Source organism: Paenibacillus sp. Marseille-Q7038 (genome assembly GCF_965111595.1).
In genome coordinates, this window is record NZ_CBCOOM010000001.1 from 2,753,263 (window position 1) to 2,777,900 (window position 24,638).

Here is a 24,638-nt window from a genome sequence, read left to right on the forward strand (position 1 = left end):
GCATTCATCATTATGAATATTCAGGACAATCAGAGAATAGAACAAGCCTTTAGTTATCACCGCGTTCTTCGGCTGTAGTACCATCTAGTTCATTAATATCAGCAGGATCGGTCACCGTTGTTTCCGCAGATTTTTGATCTTCGGTATTGGCTTCGTTATCGTTTACATCCTCTGCCTCTTCAGAAGATAGTACATCTTCCCCTGTTTCCCCAGTAACGGTTTCTTTGGCTGATTTCAGTGTAAGAACAACCGTCCGTTGTTCTCCGGACACTTCTACCTTTTGTTCCGATACGAAACCTTCACCTTCGACTTTAACTCCTACTTTGAGCAGAGTCAGTACTTCGAGGGCATCCCGCAGGGATTCACCGGTCAGATCTGGCACTTCCATCGTATCGCTCTCTTCCGTTAACAAATACACTCGTTGTCCAGGCTGTAATGCAGTACCCGACTCTGGATATTGCTTAACGACTTCGCTTCCCTTCCCAAGGGTTTCATAAGCAATCCCTTGCTCAAGAAGCATTGCTCTTGCTTCTTTACCCGATTTGCCAGTCAGATCCGGTGCTTTTTTACTTACCACTTCTGTTTCGTCGGTATCATCCTCAGATACTGTTTCTTTTGGTATACCCAGATACGTAAGGGATTTTGACATAATCTCCTTAAATACAGGAGCTGCTGCTGTTCCTCCCCCTACCGTAGGGTCATTCGGCTGGTCAATCACGACGATCATTGCAATCTTAGGATTATCCGCAGGTGCATAACCGATAAAAGATACAACTGCCTTCGAATGATCATAGTCACCATTCACATACTTTATCGCCGTCCCTGTCTTACCTGCGACACGATAACCATCAATATACGCATTTTTTCCAGAACCTTTATCCCGATCAGCAACCACTTGTTCGAGATAACTGCTTACTGTTTTGGAAGTGGATGCCGATATTGCTTGTCTTACTACCTCAGGCTCTACCTTTTCAACTTCACCCGTATTTGGATCTGTTATCTCTTTGACCAGATGCGGAACCATTAATTTACCGCCATTAGCAATAGCAGAAACGGCAGCAACCTGCTGAAGCGGGGTAACTTGCACGAGACCATGCCCGTATGAAGCTGCAGCTATATCCGCAGCATAATGCAGTTCACGAATCGGCGAAGCAGATTCACTAGGTAAGTCAATACCTGTTTTTACACCAAACCCAAACTTATCAATATAACTACGCAGCTTTTCTCCGCCAAGCATTTTATATCCAAGATTTACGAATGCAACGTTACTGGAACGTTTGACACCATCGAGATATGTTATTGTCCCCCAATTGCGGCTTACGTCACTAATTGTGCGACCTCCCACCGTAATACTTCCAGATTCATAGGTAGCATTCGGATTAAACAGTTTTTCTTCTACCGCTCCTGCAAGGGTAACAATCTTAAAGGTAGATCCCGGCTCGTATATGGACTGTATGGCATGATTATAAAAGTCCTTCGTTTCCGATTCCCAGTACGTGTTCGGATTATAATTCGGCATATTTGCCATTCCTAAGATTTCCATCGTATTCGGATCTGCAGCGATCACGGTCATACTAATCGGATCATACTGATCCACCGCTTTTTTCATCGCTTCTTCAATATAGAACTGGATCGTATCATCAAGGGTTAGAGTCAAGTTCTTACCATTAACGGCAGGGGTATAGTCCACCGTTGAATTATTAATCTCTACGCCTTTCCTGTCAGCCTGATACACCATTTTGCCATCTTGTCCTTTTAACTTCTCATCATAATAGAGCTCGAGGCCATAGACAGGATCATCTTCTTTATTCAGGTAGCCTAGGACATGGGATGCTAAATTATTTTCAGGATAAAATCGCTTGGATTCTTCCGTCAGAATAATGGCATCTTTGGCTCCATACTCTTCGTCCAATTTGTTTCTAAATTCTTCGACTTGGTCTTTGAGTTCTTGGCTAATCTTATACCCTTCACTTCGAACTTCCCGATGAACACGTAACTCACCTTTATCGGTAGTTGAAGTTATATCCTTTCGAAGACCTGCCTCATCTTTGCCGAGTAAATTATGGAGTCCCTTCACAACCTCATCTTCAATCTCTTTCTCAGCGATGAGTTTGGGATTAACCGCCACCGTATAAGCAGGGGCATCCGTAGCCAGAATATCTCCATTACGATCAGTGATCGTTCCCCGTTTAGCAGAGATCGTCTTCGTACGATCGATAAGTTCCAAAGCATGCTCTTTCCATGTATTCGCATCAACCACTTGAATCCAAAATACTTTACCGATAAGTACAAGAAAAAAGAGGGTGATGATCCCTCCAATAAGTAACGTGCGAAGTTTTATTCTTTTTCCTGTGTTCCCCATAATCAAACCTCACATTCACTCGTCAGCATTGTCCCTCCTTACGGAGTACCGGTCGTTCCTGACGTTCTTTGAACTCGAATTGCCTCTTGATCGGCAGATGGCTCAATGTAACCCAGCTCCCGTGCTTTCGCAACAATATCGCTTTCCAGTTTTTCTTTCTGAACTTCAATTACAGCCATTTCTTTGTTAGACTGTTCAATACTTTGGTTTGCCGTGTGCATCTGCTTGTTCAGATCGTAAATATTTGCATATCTGCCCACCAAAACACTCGCGATCGCTATACATACGATGACAGTCATTAGATACAAGAATTTCTCTCTTGCAGGCAGACCTGTTCTTCGAGTAACGACTTTCGTCGTCTCCTTATAGCGATTAGGTTTCAGCTGTTCAGCATTTGCTCTCTCTTTCATTGCCAGATTGCCACGTGTATAGGCCATAGTCGACTCTCCTTACGTTTCAATAGGTTACAGTTTCTCCGCTACACGCAGCTTTGCTGAACGCGCTCTGGGGTTTTGCGACAGTTCTGCTTCTGTGGGTACCATTGGCTTACGATTCACGAGTCGCAGCGTCCCTTTACCTCCACAGACACATAACGGGAAGTCAGTTGGGCATGTGCATTTCTCTAAATAACTGCTAAAAATCTGTTTGCATATCCTGTCTTCCAAGGAATGAAACGTAATAACAGATACTCTGCCTCCAGGCTTAAGACAACGCACAGCCTGATGTAAAGCTTCCTCAAATGCACCGAGCTCATCATTCACGGCAATTCGAAGTGCTTGAAAGCTTCGTTTGGCAGGATGACCGCCCGTTCTCCGGGCAGCCGCCGGAATACCTTCTTTTATGATATCGACCAATTCGCCTGTAGTTTCAATAGGTGCAGACTTTCTTTTTTCAACTATTACCCGCGCAATGCGTCTTGAAAACTTTTCTTCGCCATAAACATACAAAATTCGGGCAATTTCTTCTGCGCTCCACTCATTAATGATGTCTTTTGCCGTCAAAAGAGCAGATTGATCCATCCGCATATCCAGTGGTGCGTCATGGTTATAACTGAATCCGCGTTCTCCTTCGTCGAACTGGGGTGATGACACACCTAGATCGTACAGAATACCGTCCACTTGTGGTATCCCGTCTTGCATAGGCACATCCTGCGCAGTTAGCACTTCGGTCAAATCCCGAAAGTTAGTCTTTACGAGTGTAATGTTAGTATCAAACCCTGCTAGTTTACTCTTGGCATGATCAAGAGCCCAGTCGTCCTGGTCAAGGGCAATCAATCTTCCCTGTGGGCCCAGTTTTGAAGCTATGACTGAGCTATGACCGGCACCGCCTAACGTGCAGTCCACGTAAATCCCGTCCTGTTTGATGTTTAGTCCTTCGGTTGCTTCTTCTTTAAGTACGGTAATGTGGTGAAACACTTGCTTGTCCTCCAGACATTGTTTTGATTTACAGATTGTCTACTTCATATCTGCACAATTATGTGATTTCTTGTTGATTTCCTTACTGCCTTTGTTAAAATTCAAAATTGAAATCGACCAGCTTTTCGGCAATATCATTAAACGTTTCTTCAGATTGGCTGTAATATTGTTCCCAAATGCCTTTGCTCCAGATCTCCACCCGATTCGAAACACCAAGAACCACGCATTCCTTGTCCATCTTGGCGTACTCTCGTAACATGGGCGGTAAATTTACCCTGCCCTGTTTGTCAAGTTCGCATTCCGTAGCTCCTGAGAAAAAAAAGCGTGTAAATGCACGTGCATCGGATTTCATCAGCGGAAGAGCTTTAAGTTTCTGTTCCATGATCACCCATTCTTCCATCGGGTACACAAACAGACACTGGTCTAAGCCTCGAGTGATCACAAAGCTAGGTCCAAGAGGTTCGCGGAATTTAGCCGGAATAATGATTCGGCCTTTATCGTCAATGCTATGTTGGAACTCCCCCATAAACATTGTCCACCACTCCTCACCCTAGACTCTCCACTTCGCTCCACTTTCCACCACTTAAGCATAATAGATTCGCCTGTAAAAATCAAAACCCTTCTAGCTTGCTATGAAACTTTTTGGAAAAGCTGTAAAGAGACTACCTTGACGCACAAAAAAAGTGATGTGTTCCACCTTATTCAGGCTTCCACATCACTTTTCTTTACTCAAAAATAAACTTTATGCATTCCAGCTATCGAGATATTTTTTTTGTTTCTCTGTCAGTGTATCAAGGGCAATACCTAGACTATCTAGTTTATACCTAGCCACTTTTTCGTCGATCTCATAAGGAACTTTAATGACAGAACGATCAAGCGTTTCATGATTTTCTCTTACATAACGAAGTCCGAGCGCTTGTAGTGCAAATGTAGTATCCATAATTTCTGCCGGATGCCCATCTGCTGCTGCCAGGTTAACCAAACGTCCTTCAGCAAGAAGATACATTTTTCTGCCATCTGCAAAACGGTATTCTTCAATGTTTTTACGCACCGTACGGATGGAAACAGCACGTTTAGCAAGTTCAGGTTTGTTCACTTCAACATCAAAATGACCCGCATTAGCCAAAACTGCCCCATCTTTCATCACATCATAATGTTCACCTGTGATGACATCCTTGTTACCCGTAACGGTAATGAAGAAGTTTCCGAGTTTTGCTGCTTCGACCATCGGCATCACTTGGAATCCATCCATGTGAGCCTCAACTGCCTTAATCGGGTCTACTTCGGTTACAATCACATTCGCGCCGAGCCCTTTTGCACGCATAGCCACACCTTTACCGCACCAGCCATAACCCACGACCACTACTGTACTGCCTGCTATAACAAGATTCGTTGTCCGAATAATGCCATCAAATGCAGATTGTCCTGTGCCATAACGGTTGTCGAAAAGATATTTACAGTATGCGTCATTAACCGCGACCATCGGAATTTTCAGGACTCCCTCTTTTTCGAGGGCTTTTAACTTAATAATCCCGGTTGTCGTTTCTTCTGCTCCGCCCCGAATTGTTTCAAGCAGTTCAGGTCTCTCGGAATGAAGGATCGTAACCAGATCCCCGCCATCATCAATGATGAAATCAGGTTTTGTTTCAAGCGCATTAATAATCAACTGCTTATATTCAGCAGGGTCTGGATTATATTTAGCAAATACCGTGATCCCATCCTCAACGAGGGCTGCACACACATCATCTTGTGTGGATAAGGGGTTACTACCTGTAATGGTTACATTCGCCCCACCCGCTTGAATGACTTTCGCAAGATAAGCTGTTTTTGCTTCAAGATGAAGACAAATCGTAATATTTAGGCCTCTAAAAGGCAAGTCTGCCTCAAACTCTTTGCGCACCCGGTTAAGAACCGGCATGTGAGCTTCTACCCAATCAATCTTGAGATGTCCTTCTGGAGCGAGCCCCATATCTGCAACAATACTATTTCTTAATGCTTCCGTAGTCATCCTGGTTCCTCCAATTATATATACAGAATATGATGATGGCCGCTAAGATCAGCTGGGATATTCATGAGATCCGTAAGCCAGCGTGTACCATAGCGATTTAAGTAGCCGTATACGTTATAGACTCTCTCTTGCGGACGTTTCATTGGGAATAATGTCAGGTCTAGTGTATCCCATTGTTTCACTGAAGCATCATGTCGCTGTGCAATGGCCTGTTTCGTTCTCAGCTGCATATAAGAAATCTGTTCTTCAATCTTACTGCTGTTGGTAACACCAATCCGACCAAGTCCGGGCTCAATCTGATTTAGTTGTTCCAGTACAGGAGCGTACAGTTTATGGAATGAAGTCTTCAGCAATTCAAATTGTTCATTCATGTTAAATTCATCTAGAGTGCTGAGCCAAGTGTCCTTTTTGTCATCAAAAGCATACTGAATATCATGAAAACTTAAATCATATTTATCCATTAGTTTTTGAATATGTTGATCTAAAATCGTAAAAGACATCCTCGGCTGCAAAATCGGCATTCTTAATCCAAAACGATGAAACGCTTCTTTTGCCAAAGCCCAGTAAGCAATCTCTGCATGACCAAGAACGGTGGACAACACAGGGAACAAAGAATCCTGCATCAGCGGCCGTGTCAGAACATTGTTGCTAAACCGCTCCGGGTGTTGCCGTAATATATCAATGAGCTCTGTTTTAGTAAAAGATACATATCCTCTGCGATCAATAAACTTCCCGTTTTCTTTATGTAGCAGCAACCTGGAGCCTTCATGGATATAAAATAAATTAGCACAGTCTGCAGTTACCTCAGCCTGCATACCAAATCCGCTGGTTACTACATGCCCTGCAGACTCATGATAACATCGTTCCAACGAATCGTTATCTTCAATCATTCGTTCAAAAACAGGAATTTCAAGTTTGCGCAGCTCCGGATCTGCCGAATCCAGCATAACAAGACCGTATGAACCGAACAATTGACCCATCATTTTAGCAAATACATCACTTAGACTAAGGTTATCATCCTGGATCGCTGCCTTGATATCAGAAATGAGTCCCGGCTTATACTCCGTATCAGGAAGCAGTTCTTCCAGCTTATGTATTGCCTGGAGCCAGTTCTCCCGATCTACGCTGACTTCACTGACAGATGCTCTTCCATCATAGCGACCCGGCATTCTTACTTTAGCGATACTCAGATCAGCAGTCATCATGTAAGTATGATCGACTTCATCCCAGTCATGATCTTCACCAGCGATCCAGAAAACAGGAATGACAGGACGATTTAACTTCTTCTCTGCTTCCTCCGCAGCCTTAATGATCGTTGCCGCCTTATAAATAACAAGTAATGATCCAGTGAAGAGTCCGCTTTGTTGCCCACCGGAAATAACAAGCGCATTTGGCTGTGCCAAACGCTCGATAGATTCCATTACTGCGGGATGTGAATTTAGTCTTCTATTATATGAACGCAAAAAGCGTACGATATCTTGGCGATCCACCCGTGTATCTTCGGTTCGATCCAGCCATTCAGCACGCGCTGCGTAGCTTCCCGCATCACGAAAATCATATTCGTACAAATGATGTATGGCCTCATCGTAACGTAAATAATGTTCCGCGAGTGGTGATCCACTACGAAGCGCCTCAGGAATTACATTCATGAGGTCAACCTCCTATTCATTTAAAGCCTTACTCGATTGTACCGAATGCTTAAGTTTCCGTCAAAGTAATAATCAGAAGTATACTTCAACTATACATGGAGTATTCCTTGGTAAAGGGCTGAACATTCAGCTTTTCCACTCCAAACGAAAGAAGCCGCCGATGATTTCATCGATGGCTTCTTCTGAACATAAATTAAGCGTATGGTTCAGCTACAAAATGACCTTTTGATACTTCAATAAGTTTAGCGTTATCGAGGTTGTAAGCACTTTTTGCACCTTCGCCCTCTTTACCGTTACTAATTGGACCCGCATCATCTTCAGGCATGATAATACGCTTTTTGTTCGCTTCAATATCTGGGTCCGGAATCGGAATTGCAGATAACAACATTTTGGTATAGGGATGAATTGGATTTGCATAAAGCTCATCGCTCTCCGCCAGTTCTACCATTTTCCCCATATACATAACAGCAACCCGGTCACTGATATGTTTAACCATAGAAAGGTCATGGGCAATGAAGAGATAAGTCAGACCAAGACGATCCTGAAGTTCTTTTAGTAAGTTAACCACCTGGGCCTGAATGGATACATCCAGTGCAGAGATGGGCTCATCACAAATAATGAACTTTGGATTTACAGCCAGTGCACGAGCGATACCGATCCGCTGACGCTGACCACCCGAGAATTCATGAGGATAACGGTTGGCATGATCTGCGTTCAGACCAACCAGATCCAGCAATTCCTCAATCCGTTTCTTACGTTCCTTGCGGCTGCCTGCCATATTGTGAATATCAAGCGCTTCTCCAACAATGTCAGCAACGGTAAAGCGCGGATTGAGTGATGCATAGGGATCTTGGAAAATCATCTGCATATCTCGGCGCATTGCTTTCATTTTATTTGGAGGTAATTTATAAATATCCGTTCCGTTAAATTTTACGCTTCCTGCCGTTGGCTCATACAAACGAAGAATGGTACGACCAGCTGTTGATTTACCACAGCCAGACTCTCCTACCATGCCCAGAGTCTCCCCTTCACGAATGTAAAAGTTCAGGTTATCTACCGCTTTAAGCGTGCGATTATTTCCTACATTAAAATACTTCTTCAGACCTTCTACTTCAATCAAGTTGTTACTCATGAGGAATGTACCTCCTTCGCCATAGGATGATGTTCCCAGCAACGAGCCGAGTGCGTATCACTGAATACAGTAGCCGCTGGGTCCACTTTTTGACAGATGCTCATTGCACTATCACAGCGAGCTGCAAACGGGCAGCCAACCGGCGGTTTGATCAAATCCGGCGGAGTACCCACGATCGGAATGAGCGGCTCATCCTTTTTCTGATCCAAACGAGGCATGGAGCGCATGAGTCCTCTTGTATATGGATGTTGCGGATTTTTAAAGATTTCATATTTGGTTCCCGTTTCTACCACTTCACCTGCATACATAACGATAACGCGGTCCGCAATTCCGGCTACAACGCCAAGGTCATGCGTAATCAAAATGATAGATGTGCCCAGCTTATCCTGCATATCTTTCATTACATCCATAATTTGGGCTTGAATCGTTACATCAAGAGCTGTGGTCGGTTCATCCGCAATAAGAAGAGCAGGTTTACATGCAAGGGCGATGGCAATCATCGCACGTTGACGCATACCGCCAGAGAATTCATGCGGATACTGATTAAATCTAGCTGCCGCATTCTTGATTCCCACCATCTTTAGCATCGCGATGGCTTCTTTTTTCGCTTTGTCTTTAGTCATTTTTTGGTGCTTAATTAGAACTTCAGTAATCTGATGTCCAATTTTAATCGTTGGATTCAGAGAAGTCATTGGATCTTGGAAGATCATTCCGATATCTTTACCGCGGATTGCTTCCATTTGTCTATTTGTCTTCTTGAGCAAGTTTTGCCCTTGAAAGATAATTTCACCTTTATTAATGATAGACGGTGGAGACGGAATCAAACGCATAATGGTTTGAGCTGTTACACTTTTACCACTACCTGATTCACCTACGATCGCAACTGTCTCCCCTTTGCCGATCTCGAAGTTCATACCGCGAACGGCTTTCACCTCTCCGTCTCTCACTTTAAAAGAAACGTTAAGATCTTTAACCTGTAACAACGAATCCATTACATCCACCTCCTATTTTTTCAGTTTTGGATCAAGTGCATCACGAAGACCATCACCAAACAAGTTGAACGCAAGCATAATTAAGCTGATAAGACCTGCTGGGAACAACATCCGCCAAGGATAGTACATCCATCCTGTCAGTGCATTCTCAATCATAGAACCAAGAGAAGCCCGGGGAGCTTGAACACCAAGACCCAAGAAGCTTAGGAACGCTTCACTAAAAATTGCACTTGGTACAGACAAGGTTAACGTGACAATAATAGGGCCTACTGCGTTTGGCAATAAGTGTTTAAAAATAAGTCTAGATGAATTCGCACCCATCGATTTTGAAGCCAGAACGAACTCCCGATTCTTCAGCTGCATAATCTCACCGCGTACAATCCAGGACATATTAATCCAACCGGTGATACATAGAGCTAATATAATCGTACCTATACTTGGTTCAAATACAACAAGCAGGAGAATGGTTACTAGCAAGTAAGGAATCGAATATAAGATCTCAGAGAATTTGTTCATAAGTTCGCCGACACGTCCGCCATAGAATCCCATGATGCCGCCGTAGATTACACCGATCACAAGGTCAATAAAAGCGGCTGCAAAACCGATAAGCAGCGAAATTCTCGCACCAGACCACGTCCGAACCCACATATCACGTCCGAGATCATCCGTACCAAACCAAAATTCAGAAGATGGTGGTTGGTTGGTTTTCATAAGATCTTGTGTATCGTATTCATACCCCGATAACATCGGAGCTAAGATAGCCATAATAATAATGGTAATAAGGACGACTAGGCTGCCCATGGCAAGCTTGTTCTTCAGAAGGCGTTCCCAAGCATCTCGCATGGCAGAAACACTTTGTCTTTGGATGACTTCTGCCTGCTTCTCGTCTACCCCGATTTTTCTAAAATCTTCGGGTGTAAGCTGCAAGTTGTTTGGATCGATATGAGATTGATTTGCAGACATTACCTAGCCCTCCTTCCCGTTGGATAATTTGATACGCGGATCAATGATGACATAAGCGATGTCTGTAATAAAGCGAGCCACCATCAAGATGAGTCCGTAGAAAATAGTAATTCCCATAATCATCGTATAGTCACGAGTTGTGATACTTTCAACGAATACCTTACCGATACCGCCGATACCAAATACACGTTCAATGACAACGGATCCTGTAATAATGTTTGCCGTCATCGGACCAACATAAGTCACGACCGGAAGGATCGCGTTACGAATAATATGTCTAAACATAATCGTAATACTGTTAAGACCTTTTGCTTTCGCCGTTTTCACATAATCCGCATGAAGCACTTCCAGCATGCTCGACCGCGTCAACCTTGCGATAAAAGCAATCGGCTGAGCAGACAGTGCAGCTACCGGAAGAACGTAGTCAAGTGGACCATTAAGCCCCATTACTCTGAATAAGCCTAATTCTTGAGCCAGATAAAATTGCAGGAGGGATGCAAGTACGAAACTCGGTACCGCTATACCCAGAACAGCTAATACCATCGCTACATTATCAATAATTTTACGATGATTCATAGCTGCAATCATTCCTAGCAAAACACCAACAATGACAGCCACTACGATCGCAACGGCTCCGAGTTTAAGAGAAACACCGAATGTCTGGCCGATAATCTCGCCTACATCCTGATTAAGTCTTTTCATTGAAATACCAAAGTCACCTGTGACAATATCACCAAGATACTTTGTATATTGTTGAAAAATCGGCTTATCAAGCCCATATTGCTCCATCAGTCTAGCTTGAATCTCAGGTGATACACTTTTTTCCCCCATGAATGGGTTACCCGGAATCGCCTTCATTAAGAAAAACGTTGCGGAGATGAGGATAAATAATGATATCAGCATAAAGACAAGCCTATTGATCACGTATCTTACCATGACCTTGAACACCTCCCGCATAGAATAACTGCTGTAATTTTCTAGTATATTAGGACAAGAATAGTGATTCTATTCTAGTTACTTGCGAATGTTACTTGATATTGGAAATTGTTTGAGCAAATAAAAAATCGGGATATATAAGGGTCACCCACCTATATATCCCGAAATAACTATACTGTTACATGATTACTTATTCTCAAGATAAGCTCTGGAGAAATCAATCGCTCCGCTAAAGTCAAGGCTCACACCTTTAAGATTAGGTTTAGTCAATGACACATTCGTATAATAGTACAACGGTGCAATAACCATATCATCTTGAATCAAGATTTTCTCAGCTTGTGCGAAGTACTCATTACGTTTAGCTAGATCTTTTTCCTCTGCCGCTTTCTGAATCAAAGCATCATATTCAGGATTCGCATAACCAGAATCATTATTACCGTTGCCTGTTGTCCAAATATCCATGAAAGTCATTGGATCATTATAGTCAGCAGACCAACCAGCACGCGAGATTTGATAGTTAAGGTTGTTACGAGTCTCAAGGAATACGCCCCACTCTTGGTTTTGTGTAGCTACTTCAACACCAAGAACTGTTTTCCACATATTCGCTGCAGCTACAGCCAATTTTTGGTGAGCTTCACTTGAGTTATAGATCAAAGTAACTTTAGGAAGAGTAGTATATCCCTCTTCTTTCATACCTTCTTCTAGCAATTTCTTCGCTTCATCTGCATTCTCTTGGAAGTATCCTGCATCTTTTACTTCCTCACGGAATTGTGCTGATTCACCTTTGATACCTGGTGGTACAAAACCGTAAGCAGGAATTTGTCCGCCAAGTGTTACATTATCAACAATGGATTGGCGAGTAAGCGCCATGGCAAATGCTTTACGGATTTTTGCATTTTGGAACGGCTCAGCCGTTGTATTAAACATATAATAGTAAGTACTTGCAATACCAGTAGAATGGAATTCTTCCGGTAATTCTTTACTTACGCCTGGGATTTGGTCAGTAGGGATTTCGCCGTTAGGAAGTCCAGCATAGTCAAGTTCTCCGCTTCTATAAGAGGAAAGTTCAGTTGCACCGCTAGGCGTCAAAGACATATCGATTTTTGAAAGTTTGATATTATCTTTATCCCAATATTGTTCATTCTTCGTTACCTCAATTTTTTGTCCTGTTATCCACTGGGTAAGCGTGAATGCACCGTTCGTAATCATCGAATCTTTGTTAGTTGCCCACTTCTCATTATCTTCTACCGATTGGTGAACCGGATAGTAAGTATAGAATGAAGTCAGACCCAGGAAATAAGGAGTCGGATTTTTAAGAGTAACTTTCAAAGTATGCTCGTCCACAGCTTTAACACCGACTTGGGAGAAATCTTTGATTTCGCCAGCATTGTATTCCTCTGCACCGCTAATGTAGTAAAGTTGATAGGAATAAGGAGGTGCTGGTGCTGTTGAAGGATCAAGTACGCGTTTCCAAGCAAACACAAAATCATTTGCTGTTACCGCGTCGCCATTGCTCCATTTAGCATCTTCACGAAGTTTGAACTCATAAATCAGTCCATCTTCAGAAATTTCCCAACTTTCAGCTACACCTGGAATTTCTTTGCCTTCAGAATCCATACGAACAAGGCCTTCATACAACGTTTTCAAAACGGTGTTCGTCTGGCTGTCTTGCGCTTGAGCAGGGTCAAAAGTTGGTGGTTCAGCGCTCAAGTTAATTCTCAAAACCTGTTCTGTTGGTGTGGAAGAACCATCACCTTGACTGCTATCATTGCTATTGTCTGAACCGCACGCTGCAAGTACGGTACCAAATGCAAGAACAAGCGTCAAAAGGACTAGCATACTTTTCCTCTTCATCTAGCATTTCCCCCTAAAAATATGGTATATGTTTATAGATTATACAACCAGCGGTCAAAAAAATCTATATAACTTTTTCTTCTTCTACATATTTTTTCAAATTTCGACGTTTTCGACACAGAACGCACACAATTCGCGTCATATTACCTTACATCAAAGCTATTATGTAACTGAATAATCCAAAGGCCATAAGTACTATGTAACTGAACCCCATCAAGACAAAAGCCATGCGCCAAACGACCCTAAACATACGCTTATAATCGATCTTTCCTTTTAATCTAGTTTGGGCACTTCCGATCAGACCCAAAGCAATAAGTAACAAGATTACAATCAAATAGAATCCAAATCCTGTGTCAAATGCATTATTAAATAGAGCAGCAACCGCAGCAATAAGAAAGACCGTAGTTACGTCCATTGCGGTAAGAAGAGCCACTTTCTTTTGCTTCTTGTAATAAAGAACGAGGAAATACACGATGAGAAACGGAAAAAAAGGGAGCATGCTTAGCACGCTCAGGAAAGATTCGATTGTATTCAAATTTTACACTTCCTCCTCTATTAACATTCCTTGAACTATTTTATATACAAGCTCATGTCCAGGAGTAGCTACTCCTGCCTCCTTCGCCATATCGATAATACTACCGTTAATTGCATCGATCTCTGTTACTTTACCATTCACAACATCCGTACACATCGAAGACCGATTACTTGCAGTTGAACGGCACACTTGAATCACTTGTTCCCATAAGTCCGCTTCATAAGGAATAGACAGCGCATCATACACAAGTGTTGCTTCTATATATAACTGTTTCATCGCCTGCATTCGATAGGAACTATGTAATAACTCACCATTGGTAATTCTCCAAATCGAAGTAAGCGGATTGATAATCGCGTTGATCATCAGTTTTCGGTAAACTAGCTTATCGATTTCATTCGACGATTTCGTAGTAAATCCTGCTTTCGACAACGCTTCAATAAAATACATCATTACATTAACTGCTTTCGTTTGATATTCTTCGCAAGACTCCAGGAGTGTTTCCCCATAACCAGCTCGAATCACTTCATACTTGCTTGTTCTTTTCGCCCCTTCTGTAGTTACCGCTGCAAATACATAGGCTTTAGGCAAGGCAGAAGCAATTTTGCGAGTATGCCCCGTCCCATTTTGAAAACAGTAAATGGGTATATCAACATCAACGCTCGTCAGCATCTCAATCACATCATTGATCGCTCCTTGCTTTGTCATGATCATCATTAGATTTCCCGGCTGCCCCTCCCATATCTCTTTAAATCGGTTGATAACATAGATCTGTAGATTAGAGACTTGCACTTTAGATGCATGCCCCTCCGGGTCCGTCATGTGTATTCCATTCATCCCTAGTTCATTCGCTTGTTCCTCTGTTCGCACCCATAAACGTATCAACTCACCCGAAGCTGCAAGCCGGCCTCCATATAACAATCCAAGTGCCCCAGCACCAATGACATCAATGATCAAAACAAATCCCACTCCCATTACAAATAATTTATCTAATATGATAACAGAAAGGATAAGATGACAAAAACCCGTCTACCGCATAATAGCGATAATACGGGTCTTAGATAGAGGTTTAATCCGAGTATTAATCAATACGTTCGAGATTGCCGTTCGCATCCATTTTGAACCGAGATTTCACTTCTTCCTCTTCTTCCGAGAGAAATGCGAGTCTTCTTGCCCGATCCATAATCTGAATGAGCGCCTTGTAATCATCGTTCACTACACGGTAGTCGGTCTGTACCTCATTTACTTGTTTAAACAATCGTTCATTCTCAAACTTCAAATCATTTAACTCTTCTTCTTTTTCACGAAGTTCTTTCTCCAAGAGTTTCATATGTCTAGCATTTTCGTGAACCATACCTTTCCATTGCCTCAGGAATCGGATTACGGCATCAATAGATAACGTTTCTTCTGAAAATGCTTCTGAACGGTATACCATTTCTTCCGTATCTGTTACAGAAAGGGCTGCAACCTGCGGTTGTACTGAAGATTGTCTTTTTGAATAACTTCTTTTTTGACGCTGAGCCTTTGCGATTCCGATAGCTTCATCATATTTTTTACGTACGAAACTATTCCAGCGAAAACCACAAGCAGCAGAAGTCCTTCCAATCTTATCCCCTACTTCTTCAAAAGCAGCCAGCTGAGTACTCCCTTCACGAATATGGCGAAGCGTCACATCAGCTAGAATCAAATCATCCTCAGCGCTCCAAGCATCTTGTCTCACAGCAGTCATGCTATAAACCTCCTAACTTGCATCCATTATCACAACCTCACCCAGCAAAAGAACTGCGGTGTAAGCCGGTTATAAAAGCAGCTTTACTCATTCTTATGCCCTTCATAGAGTTCATAGAATCTATTTCATATTAAAATGTATTTCCAATTTAGAGCATTGTCATACACAAAAAGATTTCGCTTTCAAATCCAATTTTTATTTACAGGTTTTTCCTTAAAGGCTATAATGTTACTTAGTATACATTTGATCGTATTATTCGAAAGGGGTTGCTATCGTGGCGCGCATGTTTCGTGTGCTTGGTTTTTTCACTCTAACGATTGGACTTATGGCTTTTGCCGCAAATATGCTAGAAATGGCCTTTCTTTTCTTCTTTCAAACCGTATTTTTTGTTGTACTTGGCTATTTGAAATTCACCGAGAGAACGTACATCCTGTTATTCTGGGCTTACATGATTATTAGTTTTTCCGGTTTCAGCTATTGGACTGTATTTGAAATGGGCAATCCGCTATAGAGATCATAAATAAAGAACGGTTTGGCTGTTACAGCCAAACCGTTCTTTATTTATGATCTTTTTCATATTATGTCTTAACAAGGTACAAGCTTTCGTTAGGAGGAGAATAGATTGCGACACCGGTTACACGCTAAAATCATTTTGTTTACCACTTGCTTTCTTCTTATGGCGAACTCTGCCTCTTATGTCCACGCAGAACTTTCTATAGAAAAAGATAACCTAAATATACTCCAGAACAGTCTCTCGATCGTCGAGATTGATCATGAAATTAAACGCACCGAAGATAAGCAAGAAGAACTCAAGCAAAAACAGCGAACGTTAAAAAAAGAACTCAAACAACATAAAGAAGAAATGGTCGGTCACGAAGAACGAGCAGGTTCTATTGTTAGATCCTATTATATGGGTGAGCGTGATCAGTTCCTCCGTATTCTCTTGAATTCGGATTCCTTCCGTTCACTTCAGATCGTAGCCGGTTATTACGAAATGATTATATTGGGTGATCAAGAAACACTACGTGCTTATCATCAAAGATACAATGAATTAATAGCTACCGCAGCCGAACTGGATCAAAGTGCCTCTGAACTTGAGCAGTTAAAACAAAATCTGATCTATCAAAGAGAACGAGTGATGGCCCTGGAGAAAGAAGTGCAAAAAGGACTCTCCTCAAGTGATCAAAGAGATCTGATGGAGAAGTTGATTGTAGAGCTGACTTCTTATTGGAATAACGTCGGAGTACATGAAGTACATCAATATTTTAATGCACTAGCTGTGGCGATGGAAAATCTCCCCTCCTACGCACAGAAAGAACCAGGTATTCTCTCTATGAATGGCGGCACTTATACGATTTCAATTACCGAAGCACAGTTAAATGATTTTTTAAGATCAGAGAATGAGATTTTTCAAGATTTTTCGTTTGAGTTTAGTGATGATTACATTATTGCATCTGGAAAACGTGACGACCTTGAACTCGCGGTTTACGGTCACTACTCCGTAATTGACGAACCAGAGAACGGCATTCTCTTTCATGTGGATAAGCTCATCTTTAACCAGTTCGAACTCCCTGATACGACACGTACGATGCTTGAGCAAGAATTCGACCTTGGATTTTATCCTCAGAAATTAATGTCCTTCATTAAGGCGACCGGCGTATCAACCAGAGAACAAACACTTGAAGTAACAATGGAACTGTCACTCAATTAGTATCTGACTATTAACCACTCAAAACTTCTATCTTGAATCTGACATTAATCGATTGAGATGTAGTTTGTATTCTTCAAAAGAAAGCTGCCCATGCACAAATTGTTGAATTGTTTTCGCTGCTGCCCAAGACTTTTCAGGATCTGATAATACATGATCTTCATCCTGAAGTAACGATTCGTCCATACTTTCTTCTAAAGCTTGCAGCGGAATCGCATTTGTTATGTCAGACAGATCAGGATCGGCATACAGAGTGGAATATACCGGAAGCTTTCCTGAGAGAGTAAACCAGGTTTTTGCTGACTTTGGCGATGTGAGTTTCGTAAGAAACTCTACTGTTGCTTCTTTTTGCGTTGATTTAGGAGAGAGAATAAAACTACGTCCTTTTACAGCAAGTGACTGAGACTTCACATCATTATTAATGTAGGAAGAAAGTTCTTCTCTATGAACAGGAATGAGTTCTGATAGAGTAATGATTCCTGCTTGAAAGTCCGCTCTAACGGATGAGAGATTGTACCGCTCTGTTTTTATATAAGAGAACAGAGTTTGTATAGCTCGAATCTTCTGTATCCGATCCTCTTCTTGTCCTTCATTTAACCGAAACACGTGTGAGACTTCTGAATAAACTCCCAGGAAGGTAAGCCAAGAAGCATAGGCCATGGGATCTTCCCCATTGAAATAAAAAGGCTTATTCAGCCTTTCTCCCCACTCCGTAAGACGAGATATCCACTCATCCCGTGTGCTAGTCGATTGCAGCGGCTCCTTACTTGTTTCTTCGTTCCGATACTCGGTATACACATAGGGATCTATATCCATAGGAATAGACCACAGGTATCCATTCCACTCTCCTGCTCGAAGTACAGAATCAAAAGAATCACCAGCAGCTATATTTCCATCCCCGCCCGTCATCGGACGAGCATATCCTTTTTTGGCGTACCATTTTATATACCGATTATCAATAAGTAAAGTATCTGGGCTTTCCCCCATTATGAACGTTTCCTTAAACGTGGAATAAAAATCAGCCAATTCTATATTTGTGATATTAATTTCCATGTCTATCTCTTTAGCTATATTCATAGCAAACCTCTGAAAAATTTTGTATTCTTCCTCTTCCATCGATACCAGAACAGATAGAGGTTTATTTTTATGCGTAGTCTCCGGAGCAGGAACCGAGAATATGTCTGTCACATCGTCTCTCTCTTCTTTTTTTTGATCTTGGACGAGATCTAGACTCGGTGAAAGTATAGTTAGCGACAATAACAATACAACAAACAGAATCCAATGATTTCTCCGTTTCAAGGCTCTTGCTCCTCCCGCATAACTAAAGCTTCCATTTACCAACTATTGTAACAAATTGGTAGGCCTGTTGTCCTACTTCCTTTATATTTTTGTTCTTTTCCCTTGTTTTTTCGTACAAAAAGAACCGGTTCTTATGCCGGTTCTCCGTTTTTGAAATCATAGGTCCTTTTCCCGGGAAATAAATGGACCTTATTCTCCTATAATAAATCAGCTGCTAACTGCGCAAGCTTGGATCGTTCTCCTTTTTCAAGCATGATATGTCCGCTAATCCCTTCCTGACGGAAACGTTCCACAATATAAGTGAGCCCATTACTTGATGAGTCCAGATAAGGATGGTCGATCTGTTCCGGATCTCCCATGAGAATAATCTTACTCCCCTCTCCTACTCGTGAAACAATGGTTTTCACTTCATGTCTGGACAAATTCTGAGCTTCATCGATAATAATAAATTGCCCTGGTATCGACCTTCCTCGAATATAAGTTAAGGCCTCTACTTGAATACTGCCAAGCCCCATCAAAATTTTATCAATATCGCCTGATTTTTTCGTATCAAATAAAAATTCAAGATTATCATAGATAGGCTGCATCCAAGGACGAAGCTTCTCATCCTTCTCTCCGGGTAGATAACCTATATCTTTTCCCATGGGTACGACCGGTCTTGCAATTAGCAGTTTTTTATATTTATGATCATCTTCAACTCTAAGCAGTCCTGCTGCTAAAGCGAGCAATGTTTTTCCTGTTCCAGCCTTTCCTGTAATAGTAACAAGCGGGATCTCATCATTTAATAAAAGTTCGAGAGCCATCCGTTGTTGTGCATTTCTCGCTACGATTCCCCATACGGGATCATTACTTAAATACAGCGGCTCCATCTTCGTTCCCTCTTGATTCACTTTTAGTAAAGCCGATTTCCCCGTACCCATCTCATCCTTAAGAATAACAAATTCATGCGGGTAAAGAGCATAAGGCAACTGTAAAGGCTTAATAGGAAGAAAACGATACGTATAAAATTCATCAATAACGGAGGGATGAACTTTAATTGTAGAATAACCAGGATATAATTCACTAGGATCTGCCGTACGATCTGATAAATAGTCTTGCGTATATAAACCAAGCACATCCGCTTTGATTCGGACAAGCACATCTTTACTTACTAAAACAACCTGATCCGCTTCCTCCTTTTCTTGCTCTTCGAGGTGATAGTTCAATGCGACAGCCAAAATACGATTATCATTCGTTACTTCCCCGAACATTTCCTGCACTCGTACAAAACTGCGATGATTAAGTTCCACCTTTAATCTGCCGCCGTCTGGCAATGGTACTCCGCTGTGTAGATGCCCCAGCTCCCTTAAACCGTCTAATAAACGCGATACATATCTTGCATTGCGTCCAATCTCGTCCGCATTTCGTTTCTTCGAGTCAATTTCCTCTAAGACAACTGCTGGAATGACGACCTCATGCTCATCAAAAGCATAAATGGCGCCCGGGTCATGAAGCAGCACATTCGTATCCAATACAAAAATTTTTTTCATTGGTATCCCCTCCAAGGCGGCGTCTTTTAAGCACAGTTAGGCAAGCTTTGTAGCAGCGGTAAGGACAATCTTGCATCCCATATTTAAATGTATTCGTTAAGGACCAAATAATTGTTTAATTTCCTGAAAATATCCTGAGATAAACCATTTTATTTATGAAAAGCATTAAATATAGCTAAAATAAAAACCCAGTGAATTGGATTCACTGGGTTTCTGGACCCTCGCTACCCTTCTATTCACTAGAAGTGGGTTTTACAGAGACGTGGTCGCCTGCAAGTTCCTGTGCGAGTGCTTCTTTGGCTTTCGTTAATTCATCTTGATTAATATACACATAAGGGCTATTCCAAGTTCCTGTCACCGGTACAAAATTTAAGTTATCCTTCGACATATCCCAGTACGCCGAAATGAAATTTTTCACTTGGTCACTTTCTACAGTAGTTGTGATGTTCTTACTTACTGCTCCGACTACTTTTCCAATTTTCACTACACCACCAAGTGATTTCATCTGATCCATCATCGATTGTAATACTTCACTTTGACGCTGATTACGAGAGAAGTCATCCGAAGCTGGTGTCTCGGGATCGCAATTTGATTTACGATAACGAACATAATCAAGTGCTTCATCTCCATCCAGATGCTGCGGGCCTTTTTTGATATTAATGTCTGTGCCATCGGCATTATCCTTGTAGCACATATTCTGCGATGCATTTACGTCAACACCGCCAAGTGCATCGATTGCATCTGAGAAGGCCTGAAAGTTCAGAACCGTCACATAATCAATATCTAGATCTAAGTATTTACTGAGCATCACACGCATTTCTTCTTCTGCGGTTATTCCTGATTCTTTTTCTGCAGCCTTGAATCTCGGATAATAGGCGTTAAGCTTGCGCTGTGAATAACCATCAAGCTGAATCAGTGTATCCCTCGGTAAAGATACAAGCGTAGCAGAATCTGTTGCTGGATTCATCGAAGCTACCATAACCACGTCGGTAAGATGCGTATTCGTCTTTTCACGATAGTCTGTACCTAGAATCAACATCGTTAGCGGTTTTACCTTGGCTGAATCCTCAGCAAGAACGGGTGAATCCGTTCCCGTATTTAATACATTATTATAAATCATATATAAATAGCCACCGCCTGCCACCACACCGAGAATTACAAGGATCATAATCAATTTTATTAATCTCCGAAAAGGGCTTTTCCTTTTCTTCTTTTGAGGTTGGTCTTGTTTCACGTTAGAAGGCGGCTTCTTATCTCCTTGATTTCTTGGAGGAAGTCCATTAGAACCCATACTCATTCTCTCAACACCTTTACCTGTTTCTATCATTCGACTTCTACTTATATTACCGCTTTTTATCGGTTTATATCAAATCCATAGAAATATTTACCCTTAAATAAGGAGAAGACCGCTCAAAGAGCGGTCTTCTCCAGTTACATTTATGAAATAGTTTTGGGTATGCACCCTATAACTCTTCCAACTTACATCTTACCTGTTTGTCCAGATGCTTGCGCCTTTTTCTTCTGACGTCCTTCGACGAAATAGCGAATTCGGACAAGTAGCATCAGTCCCACAGCAACAAGTAAGCATTGTATAATTGGCAGTTTATCAATTTGGAAAATAAGAAGCATGAAAGCACCTATGGCCATAAAGATGTACAATAATATCTCTTTTGGTAACGACAATTTTTGCTGTGGACGAAATACCTTATTGTAGACATACGTGATCAGTACAAAGATCACCACATAACTTATGATCGGGTGTGACGCTAACCATGCTTGCATGGCGAGTCAACTCCTTCCTTAGGTTCATGCTCTCTTTTCCTTATCTTAACTGAAGACGATTAAGAATTAGCTTGTGCCGTCTTACGATGTTTCTCTGCACGTTCGCGCTCACTCTTATTAAGAATTTTTTTACGAAGACGAACAGATTTTGGAGTGATCTCACAATATTCATCATCGTTCAAGTATTCAAGAGCTTGCTCAAGAGAGAACATAACTGGAGTCTTCATTTTAACGGTATCGTCTTTAGATGCAGAACGAACGTTAGTCAATTGTTTTTCCTTACAAATGTTAACGACGATATCGTTGTCACGGTTGTGCTCGCCAACGATCATACCTTCGTATACTTCAGTTCCTGGCTCAAGGAATAATGATCCGCGATCCTCTACTCCAATCATACCGTAGAAAGTAGATACTCCGTTCTCACTGGATACGAGTACGCCTTGGTGACGACCACCAACTTGACCGCCCACGAGTGGACCATAGCTGTCAAATGCATTATTCATTACACCATAACCGCGAGTAAGGGTCAGGAAGTTCGTACGGTAACCAATGAGTCCACGTGCTGGAATCAGGAATTCAAGACGAACTTGACCGTTTCCGGAGTTCACCATGTTCACCATTTCTGCTTTACGTGATCCAAGGCTTTCCATAACAGCTCCCATGCTGTCTTCAGGAATATCAATCAGAAGACGCTCGATCGGCTCCATTTTCTTACCATCGATTTCTTTAATGATAACTTCAGGTTTGGATACCGCAAGTTCATATCCTTCACGACGCATGTTCTCGATCAAGATACTAAGGTGAAGTTCACCACGACCTGAAACGATATAGGCATCCGGGCTGTCTGTTTCTTCAACGCGAAGACTCACGTCTGTTTCAAGCTCTTTGAAGAGACGATCACGAAGTCTACGGGAAGTAACCCATTTACCTTCACGGCCAGCAAAAGGACTTGTATTTACGAGGAACGTCATTTGAAGTGTAGGCTCGTCAATTTTCAGAACCGGCAAAGCTTCAGGGTTAGTCGGATCAGCAATGGTTTCACCGATGTTGATATCTTTAATACCAGCAATAGCAACGATGTCGCCTGCGCCAGCTTCGGCTACTTCTATACGTTTCAATCCTTGGAAACCAAACAATTTCTCAATACGAGCGGACTTCATACCACCATCACGAAGCATTACCGTAACAGGTTGTCCTTGTTTGATTACACCACGGTTTACACGTCCGATAGCGATACGACCAAGGTATTCATTGTAGTCCATCAAAGTAACGAGGAATTGAAGAGGTTCTTCTACACTTTCGGTTGGATGCGGGATGTGGTCTACGATTGTTTCGTACAGGCTCATCATGTTATCGTCTTGTTTTTCTGGGTCAAGACTGGATGTACCATTCAAAGCGGAAGCATATACCACTGGGAAGTCAAGCTGTTCGTCACTAGCACCTAGTTCGATAAACAGATCAAGTACTTCATCAATAACTTCAGCTGGACGTGCAGCCGGACGGTCAATCTTATTAACAACTACGATCGGAGTTAGGTTGTGCTCAAGCGCTTTACGAAGTACAAACTTCGTCTGTGGCATACATCCCTCGTAAGCATCAACAACGAGAAGTACACCATCAACCATTTTCATAATCCGTTCTACTTCGCCGCCAAAGTCGGCGTGTCCTGGAGTATCCACAATGTTGATGAGGAAATCTTTATAGTTGATTGCCGTATTTTTAGCTAGGATAGTAATTCCGCGTTCGCGTTCTAGATCGTTAGAGTCCATCGCGCGTTCTTGTACAGCCTCGTGATCACGGTATGTTCCTGATTGTTGAAGCAATTTGTCGACTAGAGTCGTTTTCCCGTGGTCAACGTGGGCAATAATCGCAATATTGCGAATGTCTTTTCTTACATGCATGGTTTGTATCCATATCCTTTCCAAAATCAATTCTATTTGTAAATAAAAACGGAATGCTCAAAAAAGAAGCACCGGATTGTCCGAGCGCGCTTATATCCACTTATATCCCTTATATTATAGACTAATTCCACCAAAAATCAAGTCTATTATTATCGAAATCTGCGATTTGGTCTAGGTCTGCCAAAAATGAGCCAGATGCCTGCGAAGATTAAAAGGGCTGCAAATAGATAGATGAAGCTGGTCGTAAGAAGCGTTATAAATAAAAGGACGATCGAAACCGCCAGCGCTATAATCGAAATGGAATAAATCGTTGCCGGTCTTGGGTACTCAAATAAAGCGTACTCGAAAAGCCCCAGGGCGATACCAAAGATAAAAATCGGCCAAAGATAAGCAAGAAGATGCCATCCGGTCAGATTACAGACAAGAAATAAAATTCCATAGACCGTAAATACCCCAGCTGGAATCAGTACCACCGTACTTGTTTTTCTTAAAAAGTAATACAGATGCAGTAAAATACCAGGTACCAATAGAACAAGCGGCCAAAAGTTTCGGCCAATATAACCAAACACACCTAGTTTACCTAGCAAAATAACAAGACCGGCTACCACGATGAATATGCCGATAGCACGTTCATTTCTTCCTCTCACGATCCCTTCACCTCATCCATCAAAATTAATATATTTGTTGTTTCTTATTACCTTAATGTTATCCTGAAATCCAAAAATATAAAGGACTGAGCATCCGATCTATGTATAGTTTATCCTATGTTTTTACAAAAAACTACTCTGTCAGCTAATTCCATTCTTTTAAGATGAAAGCAGGTTTCTCTATGTTCTTCGCACATCCA

Annotated in this window: 22 protein-coding genes; 2 read left to right on the forward strand and 20 right to left on the reverse strand. The window is 41.9% G+C overall.

Annotation, left to right across the window (positions count from 1 at the left end; translation table 11 throughout):
* Positions 1-49 precede the first annotated feature (49 nt).
* The 14 genes from ACWPWY_RS13115 to ACWPWY_RS13180 form a co-directional block, all read right to left on the reverse strand.
* Positions 50-2,362, reverse strand: a complete 2,313-nt coding sequence (locus ACWPWY_RS13115) for a penicillin-binding transpeptidase domain-containing protein (RefSeq protein WP_454192085.1) — start codon at positions 2,360-2,362, stop codon at positions 50-52.
* A gap of 38 nt (positions 2,363-2,400) precedes the next feature.
* Positions 2,401-2,799 (reverse strand): hypothetical protein, encoded by a 399-nt coding sequence (locus tag ACWPWY_RS13120; RefSeq protein ID WP_454192086.1) that lies wholly within the window; start codon positions 2,797-2,799, stop codon positions 2,401-2,403.
* A 27-nt stretch (positions 2,800-2,826) separates the two neighbouring features.
* Positions 2,827-3,777 (reverse strand): 16S rRNA (cytosine(1402)-N(4))-methyltransferase RsmH, encoded by a 951-nt coding sequence (rsmH, locus tag ACWPWY_RS13125; RefSeq protein ID WP_454192087.1) that lies wholly within the window; start codon positions 3,775-3,777, stop codon positions 2,827-2,829.
* A gap of 94 nt (positions 3,778-3,871) precedes the next feature.
* Positions 3,872-4,309, reverse strand: coding sequence for a division/cell wall cluster transcriptional repressor MraZ (gene mraZ / locus ACWPWY_RS13130; RefSeq protein ID WP_454192088.1), 438 nt, complete (start codon positions 4,307-4,309; stop codon positions 3,872-3,874).
* Between the two features lie 210 nt (positions 4,310-4,519).
* Positions 4,520-5,785 (reverse strand): adenosylhomocysteinase, encoded by a 1,266-nt coding sequence (locus ACWPWY_RS13135; protein WP_454192089.1) that lies wholly within the window; start codon positions 5,783-5,785, stop codon positions 4,520-4,522.
* A gap of 14 nt (positions 5,786-5,799) precedes the next feature.
* Entirely contained in the window at positions 5,800-7,434 is a 1,635-nt protein-coding gene (bshC, locus tag ACWPWY_RS13140) for a bacillithiol biosynthesis cysteine-adding enzyme BshC (RefSeq protein ID WP_454192090.1), read from the reverse strand.
* Positions 7,435-7,627: 193 nt separating this feature from the next.
* A complete protein-coding gene (locus ACWPWY_RS13145) occupies positions 7,628-8,566 on the reverse strand; it encodes an ABC transporter ATP-binding protein (RefSeq protein WP_454192091.1) in 939 nt (312 codons plus the stop codon).
* Positions 8,563-9,558, reverse strand: a complete 996-nt coding sequence (locus ACWPWY_RS13150; RefSeq protein WP_454192092.1) for an ABC transporter ATP-binding protein — start codon at positions 9,556-9,558, stop codon at positions 8,563-8,565. The genes ACWPWY_RS13145 and ACWPWY_RS13150 overlap by 4 nt, the downstream gene beginning before the upstream one ends.
* A 12-nt stretch (positions 9,559-9,570) precedes the next feature.
* Entirely contained in the window at positions 9,571-10,521 is a 951-nt protein-coding gene (locus ACWPWY_RS13155) for an ABC transporter permease (protein WP_454192093.1), read from the reverse strand.
* 3 nt (positions 10,522-10,524) lie between these two features.
* Positions 10,525-11,457 (reverse strand): ABC transporter permease, encoded by a 933-nt coding sequence (locus ACWPWY_RS13160; protein WP_454192094.1) that lies wholly within the window; start codon positions 11,455-11,457, stop codon positions 10,525-10,527.
* 186 nt (positions 11,458-11,643) lie between these two features.
* Complete coding sequence (locus tag ACWPWY_RS13165; protein ID WP_454192095.1) at positions 11,644-13,311, reverse strand: peptide ABC transporter substrate-binding protein; 1,668 nt, start codon at positions 13,309-13,311, stop codon at positions 11,644-11,646.
* A 148-nt stretch (positions 13,312-13,459) separates the two neighbouring features.
* Complete coding sequence (locus tag ACWPWY_RS13170) at positions 13,460-13,846, reverse strand: DUF3397 domain-containing protein (RefSeq protein ID WP_454192096.1); 387 nt, start codon at positions 13,844-13,846, stop codon at positions 13,460-13,462.
* 3 nt (positions 13,847-13,849) lie between these two features.
* Positions 13,850-14,800, reverse strand: coding sequence for a ketopantoate reductase family protein (locus ACWPWY_RS13175; RefSeq protein ID WP_454192097.1), 951 nt, complete (start codon positions 14,798-14,800; stop codon positions 13,850-13,852).
* A gap of 124 nt (positions 14,801-14,924) precedes the next feature.
* The gene (locus tag ACWPWY_RS13180; RefSeq protein WP_454192098.1) at positions 14,925-15,572 is read right to left on the reverse strand and encodes an RsfA family transcriptional regulator; all 648 of its coding nucleotides are present in this window, start codon (positions 15,570-15,572) and stop codon (positions 14,925-14,927) included.
* Positions 15,573-15,846: 274 nt separating this feature from the next.
* Between ACWPWY_RS13180 and ACWPWY_RS13185 the strand changes: the two genes are divergently transcribed.
* Both ACWPWY_RS13185 and ACWPWY_RS13190 read left to right on the forward strand, forming a co-directional pair.
* Positions 15,847-16,083: a DUF2626 family protein gene (locus ACWPWY_RS13185; RefSeq protein WP_454192099.1), complete on the forward strand. Its 237-nt coding sequence runs from the start codon at positions 15,847-15,849 to the stop codon at positions 16,081-16,083.
* A 111-nt stretch (positions 16,084-16,194) separates the two neighbouring features.
* A complete protein-coding gene (locus tag ACWPWY_RS13190; protein ID WP_454192100.1) occupies positions 16,195-17,283 on the forward strand; it encodes a hypothetical protein in 1,089 nt (362 codons plus the stop codon).
* 27 nt (positions 17,284-17,310) lie between these two features.
* Here ACWPWY_RS13190 and ACWPWY_RS13195 read toward each other — a convergent pair whose 3' ends face one another.
* The 6 genes from ACWPWY_RS13195 to ACWPWY_RS13220 all read right to left on the reverse strand — a co-directional run bounded on the left by ACWPWY_RS13195 (position 17,311) and on the right by ACWPWY_RS13220 (position 24,438).
* Positions 17,311-18,579, reverse strand: coding sequence for a hypothetical protein (locus ACWPWY_RS13195; protein WP_454192101.1), 1,269 nt, complete (start codon positions 18,577-18,579; stop codon positions 17,311-17,313).
* Between the two features lie 197 nt (positions 18,580-18,776).
* Positions 18,777-20,108 carry a PhoH family protein gene (locus tag ACWPWY_RS13200; protein WP_191798872.1) on the reverse strand — a complete coding sequence of 444 codons (1,332 nt, stop codon included), beginning with the start codon at positions 20,106-20,108 and terminating at the stop codon, positions 18,777-18,779.
* 232 nt (positions 20,109-20,340) lie between these two features.
* Positions 20,341-21,405 carry an LCP family protein gene (locus ACWPWY_RS13205; RefSeq protein WP_454192102.1) on the reverse strand — a complete coding sequence of 355 codons (1,065 nt, stop codon included), beginning with the start codon at positions 21,403-21,405 and terminating at the stop codon, positions 20,341-20,343.
* Between the two features lie 182 nt (positions 21,406-21,587).
* On the reverse strand, positions 21,588-21,890 hold the full coding sequence (locus ACWPWY_RS13210) for a YlaH-like family protein (RefSeq protein WP_454192103.1): 303 nt from the start codon (positions 21,888-21,890) through the stop codon (positions 21,588-21,590).
* Positions 21,891-21,949: 59 nt separating this feature from the next.
* Positions 21,950-23,791 carry a translational GTPase TypA gene (gene typA, locus ACWPWY_RS13215; RefSeq protein WP_454192104.1) on the reverse strand — a complete coding sequence of 614 codons (1,842 nt, stop codon included), beginning with the start codon at positions 23,789-23,791 and terminating at the stop codon, positions 21,950-21,952.
* 149 nt (positions 23,792-23,940) lie between these two features.
* The gene (locus ACWPWY_RS13220) at positions 23,941-24,438 is read right to left on the reverse strand and encodes a LiaF transmembrane domain-containing protein (RefSeq protein ID WP_454192105.1); all 498 of its coding nucleotides are present in this window, start codon (positions 24,436-24,438) and stop codon (positions 23,941-23,943) included.
* Positions 24,439-24,638: the final 200 nt, after the last annotated feature.